Source organism: Mesorhizobium sp. B2-3-5 (assembly GCF_006442395.1).
GTDB lineage: Bacteria > Pseudomonadota > Alphaproteobacteria > Rhizobiales > Rhizobiaceae > Mesorhizobium.
In genome coordinates, this window is record NZ_VFVX01000007.1 from 138,727 (window position 1) to 156,531 (window position 17,805).

At 63.7% G+C, this 17,805-nt stretch carries 15 protein-coding genes; 9 read left to right on the forward strand and 6 right to left on the reverse strand.

Annotation, left to right across the window (positions count from 1 at the left end):
• Nucleotides 1-2: 2 nt before the first annotated feature.
• From smc to FJ958_RS11175, 3 genes are all read right to left on the reverse strand, one after another.
• Nucleotides 3-3,461, reverse strand: a complete 3,459-nt coding sequence (gene smc, locus FJ958_RS11165) for a chromosome segregation protein SMC (RefSeq protein WP_140742456.1) — start codon at nt 3,459-3,461, stop codon at nt 3-5.
• A 60-nt stretch (nt 3,462-3,521) separates the two neighbouring features.
• Nucleotides 3,522-4,265: a DsbA family protein gene (locus FJ958_RS11170; protein ID WP_140742458.1), complete on the reverse strand. Its 744-nt coding sequence runs from the start codon at nt 4,263-4,265 to the stop codon at nt 3,522-3,524.
• Nucleotides 4,266-4,429: 164 nt separating this feature from the next.
• Complete coding sequence (locus FJ958_RS11175; protein ID WP_140742460.1) at nt 4,430-4,930, reverse strand: DUF721 domain-containing protein; 501 nt, start codon at nt 4,928-4,930, stop codon at nt 4,430-4,432.
• Nucleotides 4,931-4,984: 54 nt separating this feature from the next.
• Here FJ958_RS11175 and mutY point away from each other — a divergent pair, with 54 nt between their 5' ends.
• Genes mutY through FJ958_RS11190 form a run of 3 tightly spaced genes read left to right on the forward strand, consistent with a single transcriptional unit; the run spans nt 4,985 to nt 7,123 of the window.
• The gene (mutY, locus tag FJ958_RS11180) at nt 4,985-6,124 is read left to right on the forward strand and encodes an A/G-specific adenine glycosylase (RefSeq protein WP_140742462.1); all 1,140 of its coding nucleotides are present in this window, start codon (nt 4,985-4,987) and stop codon (nt 6,122-6,124) included.
• Nucleotides 6,117-6,728: an HAD family phosphatase gene (locus FJ958_RS11185; RefSeq protein WP_140742464.1), complete on the forward strand. Its 612-nt coding sequence runs from the start codon at nt 6,117-6,119 to the stop codon at nt 6,726-6,728. The genes mutY and FJ958_RS11185 overlap by 8 nt, the downstream gene beginning before the upstream one ends.
• A gap of 11 nt (nt 6,729-6,739) precedes the next feature.
• Nucleotides 6,740-7,123: a hypothetical protein gene (locus FJ958_RS11190; protein ID WP_140742466.1), complete on the forward strand. Its 384-nt coding sequence runs from the start codon at nt 6,740-6,742 to the stop codon at nt 7,121-7,123.
• A 5-nt stretch (nt 7,124-7,128) separates the two neighbouring features.
• Here FJ958_RS11190 and FJ958_RS11195 read toward each other — a convergent pair whose 3' ends face one another.
• Nucleotides 7,129-8,262 (reverse strand): site-specific DNA-methyltransferase, encoded by a 1,134-nt coding sequence (locus FJ958_RS11195; protein ID WP_140742468.1) that lies wholly within the window; start codon nt 8,260-8,262, stop codon nt 7,129-7,131.
• A gap of 177 nt (nt 8,263-8,439) precedes the next feature.
• On the opposite strand from FJ958_RS11195, the gene FJ958_RS11200 reads away from it, so the two are divergent.
• Entirely contained in the window at nt 8,440-9,129 is a 690-nt protein-coding gene (locus FJ958_RS11200) for an HAD family phosphatase (RefSeq protein WP_140742470.1), read from the forward strand.
• Nucleotides 9,130-9,136: 7 nt separating this feature from the next.
• Here FJ958_RS11200 and FJ958_RS11205 read toward each other — a convergent pair whose 3' ends face one another.
• Nucleotides 9,137-9,865: a hypothetical protein gene (locus tag FJ958_RS11205; protein ID WP_140742472.1), complete on the reverse strand. Its 729-nt coding sequence runs from the start codon at nt 9,863-9,865 to the stop codon at nt 9,137-9,139.
• Nucleotides 9,866-9,993: 128 nt separating this feature from the next.
• Here FJ958_RS11205 and thrC point away from each other — a divergent pair, with 128 nt between their 5' ends.
• The 4 genes from thrC to FJ958_RS11225 are packed head-to-tail and all read left to right on the forward strand — an operon-like array spanning nt 9,994 to nt 16,202.
• Nucleotides 9,994-11,391, forward strand: a complete 1,398-nt coding sequence (thrC, locus tag FJ958_RS11210; protein ID WP_140742474.1) for a threonine synthase — start codon at nt 9,994-9,996, stop codon at nt 11,389-11,391.
• 14 nt (nt 11,392-11,405) lie between these two features.
• Nucleotides 11,406-12,698 (forward strand): pitrilysin family protein, encoded by a 1,293-nt coding sequence (locus FJ958_RS11215; RefSeq protein ID WP_140742476.1) that lies wholly within the window; start codon nt 11,406-11,408, stop codon nt 12,696-12,698.
• A gap of 15 nt (nt 12,699-12,713) precedes the next feature.
• Nucleotides 12,714-13,310, forward strand: a complete 597-nt coding sequence (locus FJ958_RS11220) for a GNAT family protein (RefSeq protein ID WP_140742478.1) — start codon at nt 12,714-12,716, stop codon at nt 13,308-13,310.
• Nucleotides 13,311-13,313: 3 nt separating this feature from the next.
• Nucleotides 13,314-16,202, forward strand: coding sequence for an EAL domain-containing protein (locus tag FJ958_RS11225; RefSeq protein ID WP_140742480.1), 2,889 nt, complete (start codon nt 13,314-13,316; stop codon nt 16,200-16,202).
• Between the two features lie 8 nt (nt 16,203-16,210).
• Here FJ958_RS11225 and FJ958_RS11230 read toward each other — a convergent pair whose 3' ends face one another.
• Nucleotides 16,211-16,819, reverse strand: coding sequence for a YqgE/AlgH family protein (locus FJ958_RS11230; protein ID WP_140610068.1), 609 nt, complete (start codon nt 16,817-16,819; stop codon nt 16,211-16,213).
• A 170-nt stretch (nt 16,820-16,989) separates the two neighbouring features.
• Here FJ958_RS11230 and FJ958_RS11235 point away from each other — a divergent pair, with 170 nt between their 5' ends.
• On the forward strand, nt 16,990-17,796 hold the full coding sequence (locus FJ958_RS11235; RefSeq protein ID WP_140742482.1) for a protein-disulfide reductase DsbD domain-containing protein: 807 nt from the start codon (nt 16,990-16,992) through the stop codon (nt 17,794-17,796).
• Nucleotides 17,797-17,805 lie beyond the last annotated feature (9 nt).

Below are 17,805 nucleotides of genomic sequence, written 5' to 3' on the forward strand. Positions count from 1 at the left end.
CGTTAGCTCGCCTCGCGCATCGCTTCCGCGGCTTGCAGATCGACCGACACGAGTTGGCTGACGCCCTGCTCGGCCATGGTCACGCCAAACAACCGATCCATGCGTGCCATGGTGATCGGATTGTGGGTGATGATGACGAAGCGCGTCTCCGTGGTCTTGGCCATCTCGTCCATGAGGTTGCAGAAGCGTTCGACATTGTGATCGTCGAGCGGCGCATCGACTTCGTCGAGCACGCAGATCGGCGCCGGGTTGGTCAGGAACACGGCGAAGATCAGCGACATCGCCGTCAGCGCCTGCTCGCCGCCCGACAGCAGCGTCATGGTCTGCGGCTTCTTGCCGGGCGGGCGGGCAAGGATTTCCAGCCCCGCCTCTAGCGGATCCTCGGATTCGATCAGCTGCAATTCCGCCGTGCCGCCGCCGAACAGATGCGAGAACAACCGCTGGAAGTGGCTGTTGACCACATCGAAAGCGGCGAGAAGCCGCTCGCGGCCCTCGCGGTTGAGGCTCTGGATCGCTTGTCTGAGCTTGCGGATCGCCTCGATGATGTCCTCGCGCTCCGAAACGATGGTCTCCAGCCGGTCGGAAAGCTCCTTCTGCTCTTCCTCGGCGCGCAAATTGACGGCGCCGAGCCGTTCGCGCTCGATCTTCAACCGATCGAGCTGGCGTTCAATCTCGGCCATTTCAGGCATCGGATCGTCGACTTCCAGCCCGGTATGGCGAATGACGAGATGGGGCGGCGTGTTCAGCGTTTCCTGGATACGCGCCTCGACCTCCAGCCGGCGCTCGTCGGCCGCCGTCAGCCTTTCCTCGGCGCGGGCACGGGTCTCGCGCGCCTCGGCCAATGACTGGATGGCCCCTGTGGCCGCCTTGTCCAGTTCGGCCTGCCTATTCTCGGCTTCCTGCAGCCGGTCGGCGGCGGCCCTGCGCAAGGCCTCGGCCTCGGTGAGTTGCGACAGCAAGGCGCGCCGCTTGGCATCGATCTCGTCAGGCGCATCGGCCAGCCGCTCGCGCTCGGCCTCGGCCTCGGCCTTGCGTTCGCCAAGCGATGCGATCTGCGTCGAGGCGTTTTCGGCACGCACCAGCCAGTTGCTGCGTTCGGCGCCGATGGCATCGAGCCGGCGCGTGCGTGCCTCGGCTTCGCGCCGCAAGCCTTCATGCATGGCACGCGCGTCGGCAAGCGTGGCGCGGTCGCGGGAGACATTGGCCGAGGACTGTTCGAGCTGCAATTGCAGGTCGCCGAGATCGGGGGCATCCTGCAGCAGCATTTCGGCCTCGACGAACGCCGCCGAGGTCTCCTCATGGCTGTCGACGATGCGGGCACGCGCCTCGCCCAAAGCCGCGCGCCGGCTCGACAGCTCGCCGCCGGCCTTTTCGGCTTCGACCAGCGCATTGCGGGCGGCGTCCAGTCGGTGCTGGGCGTCGCGCCCGGCCTGACGCGTGTTACGCTCGGCCTCGCTTGCCTGGCGAAGCGCCTGTTCAGCCTGCGCCAGCGCCTCCTCGGCCTGACGCAGGGCGAGCGTCGCCTGCACCGCCTCGGCATCGAGTTCGGCAAGCCGGTTCTTCTGCGCCAGCCGCTGAGCCGCGGCCGTCGGCGCGTCGGCACTGGCGGTAAGGCCGTCCCAGCGCCATAGCGCGCCTTCGCGGCTGACCAGTCTCTGGCCGGGCGCGAGCAGCGCCTGGAGCCGGCGGCCATCAGCGGCCTCGACGATGCCGATCTGCGCCAGGCGGCGGGCAAGCTGCGCCGGGGCGCGAACCACGCTGGCAAGGCTTCTGGTCCCTTCCGGCAGGGCCGCGTCGCCGGGCTGGATCTGGCTTTCGCCCCAATGCGCCGGCGCGCTGCGGTCGAGCGGCACGTCTAGGTCTTCGCCAAGGGCCGCACCCAGCGCCGTCTCGAAGCCGCGCTCGACGCTGATCTGCTCCAGCACCGAAGGGAAGAGATCGCCGCTGGCCGCGTTCAGAATCTTGGCCAGTGTCCGGGCTTCGGTCTCGATCCGCGCCAGCTCCGCCCTTGCGTCCTGTAGCGGTGGGCGAGCGGCATTTTCGGCGGCACGGGCATCGATGACCGACTGCTCGGCCTGCGCCACCGCGGCCTCGGATTCTTCCAGCAACGCGACGGCCTGTTCGACCAGTATCCGCTTCTCGGCAGGATCCGGCAGGCCGGCTACCTTCGAGAGGATATCCGACAATTCGCGGTCCACCTCGGCGAGCTGGCGGGCAAAGCGGTCGCGGCGCTCGGCGGTTTCGCGCAGCGTCCGTTCGATCTGATGGCGCGAAGCGACGGCCTCGGCCCGTTCAGCGGTCAGCGCGGCAAGCCTGGCTTCACTTTGCGCAAGCGTCGATGCGGCCTGTTCGAATGCGGCGCGGGTGGTGGCCTCGCGCTCGGCGGCGCCGGCGTTTTCGGAATTCAGCGTAGCTTCTTCGGTGCGCAGGCGTTCGAGAACATCGGCATTGTCGCGCACCATCCGCTCCTCGCGGGCGATGTCGCCGTCGAGCTGCTGCAACCGGCGCTCGATCTCGGCCTGGCGAGCGCGGATGCGGCCGGCTTCCTCCTCGATCTGCGACTTGGCGATCGACAGCCGCTGGAAGGCAGCGGCGGCGGCGGCTTCCGCGTCGCGCAGCTCGGGCAAGCGATGGGCGCTGATGCCCTGCTCCTTGGCGGCGTTCATCTGCGCGGCGGCGCGGTCGCCGACAAGTGCCGTGGCGGTCGCCAGCGCCGAACGCGCCTCACCTTCCTGGGTCTTGGCCAGTGTCCAGCGCAGATGCAGAAGCGTCGCTTCGGCCTTGCGGATATCGGCCGACAGGTTCTTGAAGCGTGACGCCTGGCGCGCCTGGCGTTTCAGGCTTTCGATCTGGCTTTCCAGTTCGCCGACGACATCGTCGAGGCGTTCGAGATTCTGTTCCGCAGCCTTCAGCCGCAATTCCGCCTCGTGGCGGCGGGTATGCAGGCCGGAAATGCCGGCGGCCTCCTCGAGAAGTGCGCGGCGCGCCTGTGGTTTGGCCTGGATTAATTCGCCGATACGGCCCTGCCCGACCATCGACGGCGAGCGCGCGCCGGTCGACTGGTCGGCAAACAGAAGCTGCACGTCCTTGGCGCGCGCTTCCTTGCCGTTGATGCGATAAAGGGAGCCTGCCTCGCGTTCGATGCGGCGTGACACCTGCAACTCGTCGGCATCGTTGAAGGCGGCCGGCGCCGAGCGATCGCTGTTGTCGAGGAACAGCGTGACTTCGGCGGTGTTGCGTGCGGGCCGCGTGCCCGAACCGGAAAAGATCACGTCGTCCATGCCGGACGCGCGCATGTTCTTGTAGGAGCTTTCGCCCATCACCCAGCGCAACGCCTCGACGAGGTTCGACTTGCCGCAACCGTTCGGCCCGACAATACCCGTCAGGCCGCGTTCGATCACGAACTCGCCGGGTTCGACGAAGGACTTGAAACCAAGCAGGCGAAGGCGCGAAAACTTCATTCACGCGCCTCACAAAGGCGGGCAGCGCCGAAACGCCGCCGCCTCAGCGCCGAGCCGATGTCAGAGCAGAGGGTCGATGATAGCCGACATTTCCTCAATCGACATCGCCCCCTTGTAGGTCTTACCGTTGATGAAGAAGGTCGGTGTCGAGTCGACCTTGAATTCATTGGCGCCACGCTTCTGGACCGATCTCACATCGTCCAGAAGTTTCTGGTCCGTCAAGCAGGCCTCGAAGGACTCCTGTGTAAAACCGGCGAGCTTCGAGATTTGCAGCAGCGCATCCTTTGTGTTCGACACGCCAACCCAGTTGGCCTGCTGCTTGAACAGCACGTCGACCATCGGGAAATAGTTGTCCTTGGCGCAGCGCGCCAGCATGAAACCGGCTTCCGCGCTCGGATCGAAGGGGAATTCGCGCAGGATATAGCGGGCCTTGCCGGTGTCGATATACTTCGTCTTCAGCGCCGGGAAGGTCGTTTCGGCGAAATGCGCGCAATGCGGGCAGGTCATCGAAGCGTATTCGACGATGGTGACCTTCGCATTGTCCTTGCCAAGCTGCTTGTCGGGCAGTGCGCCCGGCTTCAGCAATTCGGCCATATCGACAGTGCCCTGTGCTTCCGGCACCTGAACCGCCGCCGGCGTGGCGGGCTTCGCGGGCGTGGCCGGATCGGCGGGCCTTACATCCGCGGCCTTGGCCTGTTCGCCGGAGTCGCTGCAGGCGGCGAGCAGGGCGACCGCCGGAATGGCGGCCAGCGAAGACAGGACGTTTCTGCGAGACAAGCTTGGGCCAAACGAGGAACGGCTCATACGAATCACCTGACAGGGGTTGGATTTTGCAATGCAAAAGTACGAAAAAGCGAGAGTTGGCGCGAATTAAGGCATCTCTGTCCCCAATCCAATCGCGAAACCTGACAAGGGTGATCACGAATGCGCGAGATTAACGACAAACCTGTGACTCTTTCCAGTGGGAACTAGACTTTCCTCCCGCCAAGAATTGTCGCACCCAGCCTTTCCAGGGAGGCTCGCAGTCCGTCATCTTCGATCAGCCCGACAGTATCGGACAATTTCATTTTTTCGGCCTCTGTCAGCGGCCTGAGGGCAGGCTTTGGCCGGACTTTGCCTGACATCACCGGCTTCTGCACGATCCTGATGCGGCCAATGGCGTTGAAGCCGAGGAAGGCGTTGACCCTGTTGATGATCTCACCCGTCTCATGCTGCAGGTGGAGCGCCGCCATGCCCTCGCAGGCGATGACCAGCACGGCCGGCTCGAACGGATCGTCTTCATGCAAGCGGCGCGGCCACTGGATCTTCTCGGGCCGCGAGCGGCTGGCAAGGCGCGGGCCCGCGATCTCTTCCCAGGACTGGACGAGACCAATCGAGATGCCTGCCCGCTTGCGCAGCACCGGATCGAGGATCTCAGTGGCGAGATCGCTCACCGGAACGGGATTGCCGAAGGGCCTTTTCCCTGCCATGTGCGTTCTCCAGCCACGACCTCACCCGATATCGGCCAGGCCAACACAAGATCAATGGCACCAGCAGACCAGACCCGCAAGGCCGAGATTGACAGGACAATGTCAGACGATGCCGCGTCGCGCCTGCTCGCCTGGTACGACGTGCATCATCGCGAACTGCCCTGGCGGGTTTCGCCGCGCGACCATGCCCGCGGCGTGCGGCCCGACCCCTACCGCATCTGGCTGTCGGAAGTCATGCTGCAGCAGACCACCGTCGAGGCGGTAAAATCCTATTTCCGCGCCTTTGTCGAGAAATGGCCTGATGTCGAGGCTCTCGCCGCGGCACCGACCGAGGACGTGATGAAGGCCTGGGCGGGGCTCGGCTACTATTCCCGCGCACGCAACCTCAAGGCCTGCGCCGATCTGGTGGCGGCGCGTGGCGGCCGGTTTCCCGACACGGAGGCCGCTTTGAGAGACCTGCCCGGCATCGGCGCCTACACCTCGGCGGCCATCACGGCGATCGCCTTCGACCGTCCCGCGGCCGTCGTGGACGGCAATGTCGAGCGTGTCATCTCGAGGCTGTTTTCGATCACGATGCCGCTCAGCGAGGCCAAGCCCGAGATACGCGCTCATGTCGAGCGCATGGTGCCGGCGGCAAGGCCGGGCGACTTCGCCCAGGCGATGATGGATCTCGGCGCCACGATCTGCACGCCGCGCCGGCCGCGCTGCATGCTGTGCCCACTGCGCGAGGATTGCACCGCGATCCTGTCGGGCGACCCTGAACATTTCCCGGTTCGCCTGCCGAAGGCCGACAAGCCGTTGCGGCGCGGCGCCGCTTTCGTGGCCATGCGCGAGGACGGCGCCGTTCTCCTGCGCAAACGGCCGGAGAAAGGATTGCTCGGCGGCATGACGGAGGTGCCGACCACCGCCTGGACGGCACGGGTGGATGGAGCCACCACGGCGGCGGCGGCGCCCTTTCCCGGCGAATGGCGGCGGGCCGGAACAATCACGCATGTCTTCACCCATTTCGCTCTCGAACTCGACGTCTTTCATGCCCACATCAAAGGTGATGCGCCGGAAGGGCATTTCTGGTCGCCGGTTCGAGAGATTTCCGGCGAGGCCCTGCCGACCGTCATGAAAAAGGCAATCGAGGCTGCGATACCCGGCGCGACGAAAAAGCCGTCACCATTGAGTGCAACGAGGCACCATGACTGAAGTCCGCCACATCGTTTTCGACATCGGCAAAGTGTTGCTCCATTACGATCCCAGCATTCCGTTCAGCCGGCTGATTCCCGACGAGACGGAGCGGAAATGGTTCTTCGACAATGTCTGCACGCATGACTGGAACGTCGAGCAGGATCGCGGCCGGACCTGGGAAGAGGCCGAGGCGCTGCTGATCGCCGAGCATCCCGATCACGCGGAAAACATCCGCAATTTCCGAAGGCACTGGCACGACATGGTGCCGCATGCCTATGACGACAGCGTCGCCATCATGCTCGGCCTGATCGAGAGCGGCCATGATGTGACCATGCTGACCAACTTCGCCGCCGACACCTTGGCCGAAGCCCGCAAACGCTTCGATTTCCTCGATCGTCCACGCGGTGTGACCATCTCCGGCGAGATCGGCAAGATCAAGCCGGATCGTGATATTTACGACCATCACGTTGCTGCGTTCGGCCTCGAACCGTCCGCGACGCTGTTCATCGACGACAGCCAGAAGAATGTCGACGGCGCCAGGGCGGCCGGCTGGCAAGCCGTGCTGTTCACCGATGCCAAGACGCTTCAAGCAGACCTTGAACGCCTCGGCGTCGTAGCCTAACCCCGTCCCAGATGGGCAGGCTTGTTTTGAGGTTTGATTCAGAGTGGTCGGTACTCGGCGTCAGTATCGAGCGCGGCCACTTCCACGGACATGGCGTCGCATATTTTCCGACCAACGACGTCAGCGAATTCCTTGCATTGCTGCAGGCATATCCGATCCAGCGCTCAGAGCTGGCACTGAAGTCACCCGGCCTGATCAACATCTCTGTCTTTCCGGCAGATGGCGTCGGCCACTTATTCGTCAGAATCGAGGTCGCTGAAGACATTGATGATCGTGATTTTGCGCGCGTTCGGCTCCGGACGGACTATGCGCGCCTGTCCCGCTTCGCCAACCAGCTCTCGCTGATGGCCAAAGGCGAGATCACCGAAATCATCCTTGAGGAAGACAAGGCCTGATCGAATCAACCCCCTGCCCGCTCCATGCCGAGGCGGGCGATGCGGCGAAGTTCGTCGATCGGGGTGAGCCCGCCGCTGCGCTCATAGTGCCAGAAGGTCCAGCCGTTGCAGGCGTCCAGTCCCTGCACTTCGGCGCCGATCTTGTGGATCGAGCCGGCGCTGTCGCCGATCGCCACAGTGCCGTCGGCGCGCACCTTGGCCGCCCAGCGCTTCTTGGCGTCGTAGAGTGTTACGCCTGGCGTCATCAGCCCGGTGTCGATCAGGCTTACGAAGGCCACGCGCGGCTCGGCGCGCTTGCCGGTGAGAACCGTGAGATCGGCTCCCTCAAGCGGCCGAACCGCGTCGATACGTTCATTGGCGGCGTCGATATAGGCCTGCTCGCGCTCGATGCCGACGAAATGACGGCCGAGGCGCTTGGCCACCGCGCCGGTCGTGCCGGAGCCGAAGAAGGGATCGAGCACGATGTCGCCCGGTTTGGTCGAGGCCATCATGACACGGGCGAGCAGGGCCTCGGGCTTCTGCGTCGGGTGCAGCTTGTCGCCATCGTCATTCTTCAACCGCTCCGCGCCGGTGCAGATCGGGAACAGCCAGTCGGAGCGCATCTGGACATCGTCATTCGATGCCTTCAGCGCCTCGTAGTTGAAGGTATAGCCCTTGCCCTTCTGGTCGCGCGAAGCCCAGATCATGGTCTCATGCGCGTTCTGGAAGCGGCGGCCACGGAAATTCGGCATCGGGTTGGTCTTGCGCCAGACCACGTCATTGAGGATCCAGAAGCCCAGATCCTGCATCTTGGCGCCGACACGGAAGATGTTGTGATAGGAGCCGATCACCCAGATGGTGCCGTTGGGCTTAAGCACCCGGCGAGCCGCCAGCAGCCAGGCGCGGGTGAAGGCGTCATATGCCTCGAAGCTCTCGAACTGGTCCCAGGCGTCGTCGACCGCGTCGACCTTGGATTGGTCGGGCCGGTGCAGGTCGCCGTCGAGCTGCAGGTTGTAGGGCGGATCGGCGAAGATGACGTCGATGGATTTTTCGGGCAGCCGGTCGAGGGCTGCGACGCAGTCGCCCTTGAGGATAGTGTCCAGCCATTCGGACTGCTGGGGAGCATGGGAAAGCTCGTCGAGAAGACGTACGGCAGACATTTTTACACCCAAGGCACGCGTTACTGTTTACTCCCCGTTATGGTTACCGATCAGCGTAAATATTCGGTGAAGGCCCGCCGGATGGCCGGTCAGGTTTGCGAAGGCCGGGCCATTGGTGTATGCCGCGCCGCTTGAGCCCTGAGCGGCCATTCATCCTCCTCCTTGTTCCGGATCACCATGCCCCAGCCAGACCTTGTCATCTTCGATTGCGACGGCGTTCTCGTCGATTCCGAAATCATCGCCGCACGGATCGAGGCTGAGCTGATAACCCTGGCCGGATACGAAATCTCGGCGGAAGAGATTGCCGAGACCTATGCGGGCCTGACATTCAAGGACATCCTTATACGCATAGAGGAGAAGTCCAAGATCCCGTTCCAGGTGTCGCTGATCGATCGTGCAGAGGACCTGGTCGACAGGAAACTGCGCAGCGACGTGCGTGCCATTGAAGGTGTGCGCGAAGCGGTCGCCTCCGTCACGGCGCAACGTTGCATCTGCTCCAACTCCCGCTCGGAGCGGATCGATTTCATGCTGGAGAAGGTTCACCTGCTGCCGTTTTTCGCCGGGCGGATCTTCTCGGCGATGGAAACGCCCACCGGCAAAACCAAGCCGGCTCCTGACGTGTTCCTGTTTGCCGCCGAAAAACTCAACGCCAAACCGGCCAACACCTTCGTCATTGAGGATTCCGTGCACGGCGTCACCGGAGCCAGGACGGCCGGCATGCGCGTGATCGGCTTCACCGGCGCCAGCCATAGCTATCCCGGCCATGCCGACGCGCTGACGGAGGCCGGCGCGGAGACGGTGATCCGTCGCTGGGCGGAACTGAAAAGCGTTATCGCGGCGCTGTCGGAATGGTCGGCCGACGCCTGACCAACGTCTAGTTTGTCGTCGCGGCCTTCTTCCTGTGGGTCTTCTTCGGCTTGCTCGTCGTCGCCTTCGGCACGGTTTCGTCATAACCGGCATAGGCCTGATAGTCCGGCGCCGTCGGTGCGGGCACGACGACATTGGAGTCGGTGAAGACGAACTGGGTGGCGACCGAGGGATCGGTCACCTGAACCTGATACTGATGAATCTGCGAATAAAGCACATCAGTGCCATGCATTACGGCAGTGCGGATCGGCATGGTGATGGTGCCGGGCGCGAATTTCGGTCCTGGAACGACCTTGCCGGCGACCGCGATCTTCATCGTCAATTGCCCGTCGGCACGGCCGCAATCGCGGGTCACATCGCTGATCGAAGCCTGATAGATGATCCTCGCCGAATCGTCGGGCGGCGTGGCAGCAGCCGCGTCAGCCGCGGCTTGGGCCGCGGCGTCCTGCGCGGCGTCGCCAGTCTTCTTAACTCTCGGCTTGGGCTTCTGCACGTCCTTGACGTAGGTGTTGAAGAAGGCCGTGCCGTCGCGCACCGTGACCTTCGGGCAATAGGCGGTCAGCTGGCTGGCCAGGATTTTGGGATCCTGCGGCGGCGGTGGCGCTGTCGGATCCTTTTTGCCGAAGCCGAGGTTCAGGATGCCGTTGTCGCTTGATTGGCAACCCGCGGCGGCGAGCATAAAGCCGGTGAGCGCAAGACCCGCCACAAAGCGACCGCCGAATGTATGAAACCCCATGAAACTGCTCTTCCCTCTCGCAAAGCTGGTGACGTATATCAACCGCGCGGCAAAAATGCGACTGAGCCAGCACAGAAATTAACCACCTTGTGGTGAACGGAAAAGCCTAGCGGCAACGGATCTGTGACATGCAATATGTGAGTACTCGCGGGGAAGCGCCCGCGCTTGGATTTTCTGACGCGGTGCTGGCGGGACTGGCGCGCGATGGCGGGCTTTACGTGCCGCGCGAGTGGCCCCAGTTTTCGCCATCCGAAATTCGCGCCATGCGCGGCCTTGCCTATCCAGACCTCGCCATCCGCGTGCTGTCGCCCTTCCTTGGCGGCGAAATCCCGGCGCCGGTCTTCGAACGTCTGGTCCGCGAAGCCTACGCCACCTTCCGCCACGAGGCTGTCTGTCCGTTGGTCCAGACCGGGCCCAACACCTTTGTCCTCGAACTCTTCCATGGACCGACGCTGGCGTTCAAGGACGTGGCGATGCAGCTGCTCGCCCGGCTGATGGACCACGTGCTTGCCCAACGTGGCCAGCATGCCACGATCGTAGGCGCCACCTCGGGCGATACCGGCGGCGCGGCCATCGACGCCTTCGCCGGACGCAGCCGCACCGACATCTTCATCCTTTTCCCGCATGGCCGGGTTTCGCCCGTGCAGCAGCGGCAGATGACGACGTCCAAGGCTGAAAACGTCCATGCGCTGGCAATCGAGGGCAATTTCGACGATTGCCAGGGCCTGCTCAAGGACATGTTCAACGATCACGCCTTCCGCGATCGCGTCGCGCTGTCAGGGGTCAATTCGATCAACTGGGCGCGCATCATGGCGCAGATCGTCTATTATTTCTCCTCGGCGCTGTCTCTCGGCGGACCGGATAGGCCGATATCGTTCACGGTGCCGACCGGCAATTTCGGCGACATCTTCGCCGGCTATGCTGCCAAGAAGATGGGCCTGCCGATCGAACGGCTGGTCATCGCCACCAATGACAACGACATACTGGCCCGCACCTTCGCGACCGGCGAATACAGCACCAAAGGCGTCTTCGCCACCACCTCGCCGTCGATGGACATCCAGGTATCGTCGAATTTCGAACGCCTGCTGTTCGAGGCCTCCAACCGTGACGCGGCGACCGTGCGGCGCTATATGGCAAGCCTCAAGCAATCGGGCGCCTTCACCATCGAAGCAGCGGAAATCGCCAGGATGCGGTCCGAATTCGACGCCGGCCGCGCCGATATGGACGAGGTCGCCGCCACCATCCGCTCGACGCTGGCGGCCAGCAATTACCTGCTCGATCCGCACACGGCGGCAGCGGTGCATGTGGCGTCGGGCAAGGCTGCGGGTGCCACGCCGATGGTGGTGCTGGGCACCGCTCACCCGGCAAAGTTTCCTGCCGCCGTCGAGGCCGCCAGCGGGGTCTCGCCCGCCCTGCCCGCATGGCTAGGCGGATTGATGACATTTGAGGAAAAATACACGGTACTTCCATCCGACCTGAAAATGGTGGAAGATTACGTCGGCCGCCGTGCGCGAGCGGCGCGTTAGGGAGTAAGAGCCATATGGGTGTTGAGGTAAGCCGTCTGTCGAACGGCCTGACAGTCGCCACCGAAACCCTTCCAAGTATCGAATCGGTTGCCCTTGGTGCCTGGGTCAAGTCCGGCGCCCGCAATGAGCGTGACGAAGAGCATGGCATGGCCCATCTGCTCGAGCACATGGCGTTCAAGGGCACGAAGCGGCGAAGTGCCTTCGAGATCGCCTCGGAAATCGAGGACGTCGGCGGTGAGATCAACGCCGCGACCAGCGTCGAGACCACCTCCTACTATGCAAGGGTGCTCTCCGACGACGTGCCGCTGGCGGTCGACATTCTTGCCGACATCCTGCAGGAGTCCGAATTCGACCCGCAGGAGCTCGAACGCGAGCAGCATGTCATCCTGCAGGAGATCGGCGCCGCACACGACACGCCCGACGATATCGTCTTCGACCGTTTCACCGAGACAGCCTTTCGCCACCAGACCATCGGCCGCTCGATCCTGGGCACGCCGGAAACGGTGAAATCCTTCACCTCCAAGCAGTTGCACGATTTCATCGAGCGCCAATACGGCGCCGAGCGGATGGTGATCGTAGCCGCAGGCGACATCAAGCACGACAAGTTCGTGCGCGAGGTCGAAAAGCATCTCGGCGGCTTCCGCAGCAAGGCCGACAGCACTATCCCGCAATATGCGCAATATGTCGGCGGCGATTTCCGCGAGGACCGCGACCTGATGGATGCGCAGATCGTGCTGGGCTTCGAGGGCCGCGCCTATCATGTACGCGACTTCTACGCCTCGCAGGTGCTGTCGATGATCCTCGGCGGCGGCATGTCATCGCGCCTGTTCCAGGAAGTCCGCGAGAAGCGCGGCTTGTGCTACTCCGTCTATGCCTTCCACTGGGGCTTTTCCGACACCGGCATTTTCGGCGTCCATGCCGCGACAGGCCAGAGCGACATTGCCGAACTGGTGCCGGTCATCATCGACGAATTGCAGAAGGCCGGCGAAAACATCCTGCAGGAAGAACTCGACCGGGCGCGTGCGCAGTATCGCGCCGGGCTGATCATGTCCGCCGAAAGCCCGGCCAGCCGCGCCTCGCAGATCGCGCGCCAACTGCTTTTGTTCGGCCGCCCGATCGCCAAGGAAGAGCTGATGGAACGGCTGTCGGCACTGACGGTCGAAAGGCTGACCGACCTGTCGGCGCGCATGTTCTCGACGAAGCCGACGCTTACCGCTGTCGGGCCCGTGGGTACGCTGGCACCATACGAGGCGATCCTCGATTCGCTTCCGGGTACGCAGACCACGGCCCGCAGGCTCGCCGTCTAAGCCCGCACAAGCGCCGTGTTCGCGCTCCCTTTCTTTCGCCGTGACCTGCCGGCACTGAAGGGCAATCTCGTCACATTGCGCGTACCATTCACCAATGACTACCGTGAATGGTCGACGCTGCGCGGTGAAAGCCGCGCTTTTCTCGAGCCGTGGGAGCCACGCTGGACACCTGACGAGCTCGATCGTACGGCGTGGCGCCTGCGCATCAGCCGCTACCGCGAAGACTATGCGCAGGGCACCGCGATCGCTTTCTTTATCTTCGAGAAATCGAGCGGCAAGCTGGCGGGCGGCATCACGCTCGGCAACATACGCCACGGCGTCTCGCAAAGCGGTCATGTCGGCTACTGGATCGGCGAGCGCTTCGGCGGCCGCGGCCTGATGACCGACGCGGTCAAGGTCGTGGCCCGCTTCGCCTTCGATACGCTGAGGTTGCACCGGATCGAAGCCGCCTGTATTCCCGACAATATCAGGTCGATCCGCGTGCTTGAAAAAGCCGGATTCCGGCGCGAAGGACTTCTGCGATCCTATCTCAGGATCAACGGCATCTGGCAGGACCACTACCTCTACGCCCGGATCGCCGACGATCCGCCGGGCGCTGGAACGAAGGACTGATTTTTGACGAATTTCCTGCGAACCGGGCCGCTCTTCGCCTTTGTCCTCGCGGCAATCCTGACGCTGTGCGCGGCTCCGGCGGCCTTTGCCGTCGAACCGATCAAGATCGCCCGCGACGACAAGGCACTCGACCTTTCGGGTGCCGTCGAGATCTACCGCAACCAGGGCGACAATTTCCAGGTGTCGACCGCGCCCGGCCCCGACGGCATCGTGCGGCGCATCGAGGTCGAGGCCAAGGATGCCCGCTCGACCGGCGACTGGGCGGTGTTCGCGCTCGCCAACTCCACCGACCAGCAGCTCGACCGGCTGATCGTCGCCCCGCATTTCCGCCTGGTGAATTCCGGCATCTTCTGGCCCGATCTCGGCTCGACCCGCATCGCGGCGATTACGCCCAGCGAAGGCTTCGCGCTCGACCGCCAGACCAGTCCTGATGCCGATGTCTACCGGGTGACACTGAACCCCGGCACGGTGATCACCTTCATCGCCGAACTCGCCTCGCCGAAGCTGCCCCAAGTCTATCTGTGGGACCCTGAATCCTACAAGGACTCGGTCAATTCCTACACGCTGTTTCGCGGCATCGTCATCGGCATCGCCGGCCTTCTGGCGCTGTTCCTGACCATCCTGTTCGTGGTCAAGGGCACCTCGATGTTTCCGGCGACGGCGGCGCTCGCCTGGGCGGTGCTTGCCTATATCTGCGTCGATTTCGGTTTCCTCAACAAGATCATCGAAATCTCGCCCGGCAATGAGCAGATGTGGCGGGCGGGAACGGAGGTGGCGCTGGCGGGGACCTTCGTGGTGTTCCTGTTCGCCTACCTGAACCTCAACCGATGGCACGGCCATTTCAGCTATGGCGCCCTGGTCTGGATACTGGGGCTGCTGCTGATCGCCGGCGTCGCCATTGTCGACCCAGCGGTCGCCGCCGGCATCGCCAGACTGTCCTTCGCGGCCACCGCGCTGACCGGGCTCGGCCTGATCATCTTCCTCGGCATACGCGGCTATGACCGCGCCATCATGCTGGTGCCCAGTTGGGTCATGGTGCTGTTGTGGCTATGTGGATCGTGGATGGCGATCACCGGCATGCTCGACAACGACATCGCCCAGCCGGCGCTCGGCGGTGGCTTGATCCTCATCATCCTGTTGATTGGCTTCACCGTCATGCAGCACGCCTTTGCCGGCGGCGCGCTGCACCAAGGACTGTTCTCCGACCTCGAACGCCAGGCGCTGGCGGTCGCGGGATCAGGCGACACAGTGTGGGATTGGGACGTGCTGCGCGATCGCGTCGTCACCAAGCCTGATGTCAGCATCCAGCTCGGGCTGGCGCCCAACAGCCTGGGTGGTGCGGCGCGCAACTGGCTGCCGGTGCTGCATGCCGATGACCGCGACACGTTCCGCACGACGCTCGACGTGGTGCTGGAGCACCGTCGTGGCCGGGTGGCACAGAATTTCCGCCTGCGCGGCGCCGACGGGCATTATCATTGGTTTGCCTTGCGCGCCCGCCCGGTGATCGGGTCGGACGGCGAGGTCATCCGCTGCGTCGGCACCATGGTCGACGTCACCGAGCAGAAGAAGTCCGAGGAGCGGCTGCTGCACGACGCCGTGCACGACAATCTGACGGGCCTGCCGAACCGCGAATTGTTCATGAACCGGCTGGAAGCGATCATCTCGATCGCCCGCACCGAAGAGAAGGTGCGTCCGACCGTCTTCGTCATCGATATCGACCGCTTCAAGCAGGTCAATGACGGGCTCGGCATCTCGGCCGGCGACACGATCCTGCTCACGATAGCACGCCGCTTGCACCGGCTGTTGAAGCCCAAGGATTCGCTGTCGCGCTTTGCCGGCGACCAGTTCGCGCTGATGCTGCTGTCCGAGCAGGACCCTGCCCGCATCGCCGGCGTGGCGGATGCCATCAAGCATGCGATCAACAATCCGATCACCTTTGCCAAGCGCGAGATCGTGCTGACCGCCTCGATCGGCCTGATCACCTGGACATCGGCCCAGACCTCGGCCGAGGACATGGTCAAGGACGCCGAGCTTGCCATGCACCAGGCCAAGCGCTTCGGCGGCGACAGGATCGAGCCGTTCCGCCCGGCTTTCCGCACCGTCGGCACCGACCGGCTGCAGTTTGAATCCGATTTGCGGCGCGCCATCGAACGGCGCGAATTCACGCTTGCCTACCAGCCGATCGTGCGCCTGGAAGACGGCAGCGTTGCCGGTTTCGAAGCGTTGCTGCGCTGGGACCATCCGCGCCGCGGCATGATCCCGCCGGCCGATTTCATCCCGGTCGCCGAAAGCTGCGGGTTGATCGTGCAGCTTGGGCTGTTCGCCATGCAGCAGGCGGCCGAGGATCTGGCGGGATGGCAAAAGCAGATCGGCGACGCGCCGCTGTCGGTCTCGGTCAACCTGTCCAGCCGCCAGCTCATCCGCCGCGACCTGGTCAGCGATGTCCGCTCCGTCATCGCGCGAGCCAATCTGAAGCCGCGCTGTTTCCGGCTCGAACTCACCGAGTCCCTGGTGATGGACAACCCCGAGCAGACCGCCCACGTGCTGACCAAGCTGAAGCAGCTCGGCATCGGCCTGTCGCTGGACGATTTCGGCACCGGTTATTCCTCGCTCGCTTACCTCACGCGTTTCCCGTTCGACACGATCAAGATCGACAAGAGTTTTGTCGACGACAACACGCCCAAGCGCGCCGTGCTGCTCAAGTCCATGGTCAACATGGCGCATGAGCTCGGTCTTTCGGTGGTCGCCGAGGGCATCGCCGACGAGCGCGATGCGCTGGAACTGCGCCAGATGGGCTGCGAATATGTGCAGAGCTTCATGTTCGGCGCGCCGATGCCGGGCGACCAGGTGCTGAAGACGCTGAAAGAGCAGTATCCGCTGACGCAGGCGTGAGGCGAAGCTCAGGCGTGTCCGGCGGCCAGGCTGAGATGGGCGAGATCAATGCCGATCGAGGCGAGAATCCGATCGTATTTGCGCTCGATGTCGGCGTCGAACAGAAGCTCGGGACTGGCCGGGCAGGTCAGCCAGCCATTCTCGGCGATCTCGGTTTCCAGCTGGCCGGCGCCCCAGCCCGAATAACCCAGCGCCATCAGCGCGTGACGGGGACCGCGGCCCGACGATATGGCGCGCAGTATGTCGACCGTCGCGGTCAGGCAGATGTCGTCGGAAACGGTCAGCGACGATTCCACGCGGTAGTCGCCGGAATGCAGGACGAAGCCCCGGCTGCGATCGACAGGACCGCCATTGCGGACGACGAAATCGCGCGCCTGCGCCGGCAGGCGGATCGCCTCCTGCTCGTTCATGATGCCGAGTTGCACCAGAAGGTCCGGAAACAGCATCTGCTGGGTCTGGTTGATGATCAGGCCCATCGCGCCTTCATCGCTGTGCGCGCAGATGTAAATGACCGAGCGCGTGAAACGATCGTCCTTCATGCCGGGCATGGCAATCAGGAACTGATCGTCGAGAAAGCCGCGGCCAGCGGTTGTCTTCTTGTGGCGCAACAAATCCATGACAAGGAGGGTAACGTGTTTCCCGGGCGCCGAAAAGATGCGCAGCGCCGGATTCGACCAAAGCCCATGTTGCCAAGCCAGCAGTGGCTTGCCGCGAAGTCACGCAAATATGATATCGGCAAGACCATGAAATCATTGCGCTGCCACGAACGGACGATCAAATCACCGCCATGCATAGCTTGAAAATCCTGTTGCTTGGCGCCGCCATCGGTTCGGCAACCGTCCTACCCGCTTATGCCTCTTCGTCCGCGTGGTACAACAGCGAAGGCGGCAAGGTGCGGCTGGTGACAAGCGGCAAGCCGGACAAGGCCGGACGCATCCAGGGCGTTCTCGACATAGCGCTCAAGCCTGGCTGGAAGACATACTGGCGCGATCCGGGCGACGCCGGCGTGCCACCACAGCTCGACATCTCGGCCAGCACCAACATTGCCGATGCGACACTTGCGTTTCCGCCACCCCAACGCCACGACGATGGTTATGGCAAATGGGCCGGCTACAACTATCCGGTTTCGCTGCCTGTCACATTCACGCTGGCGACGCCGAACCAGCCGGCCGTCATCGACGCCGACATCTTTCTCGGCATTTGTGAAACGATCTGCATTCCGGTGCAGACACGGCTGACCGTCGACCCCGCTTCGGATCCCGACAATGCCGACGATGCAGCCCTTGTGAAAGCGAGTTTCGCGGCCTTACCAGCGCCGGCAAAGCCTGACTTCGGCATCAATGTGCTGCCGGGCGATCACGAGACGCTGGTTGTCGAGGCGAGCTTTCCCGGTGACCCCGCGGCCGCGGATTTCTTCGTCGCCGCCGAGCGAGATTACATGTTCGGCGCTCCTTCCCGCCGGGAAAAGGACGGCAAGCTGATCTTCACCGTGCCGATCCTCGACCGCCCCTCGACGACGCCCACGGATGGCGGGCTGCACTATACGCTGACGAGTTCCGCGGGGGCCGTGGAAGGGCTGCTACCTTTCCCTTGATGCTGCCGG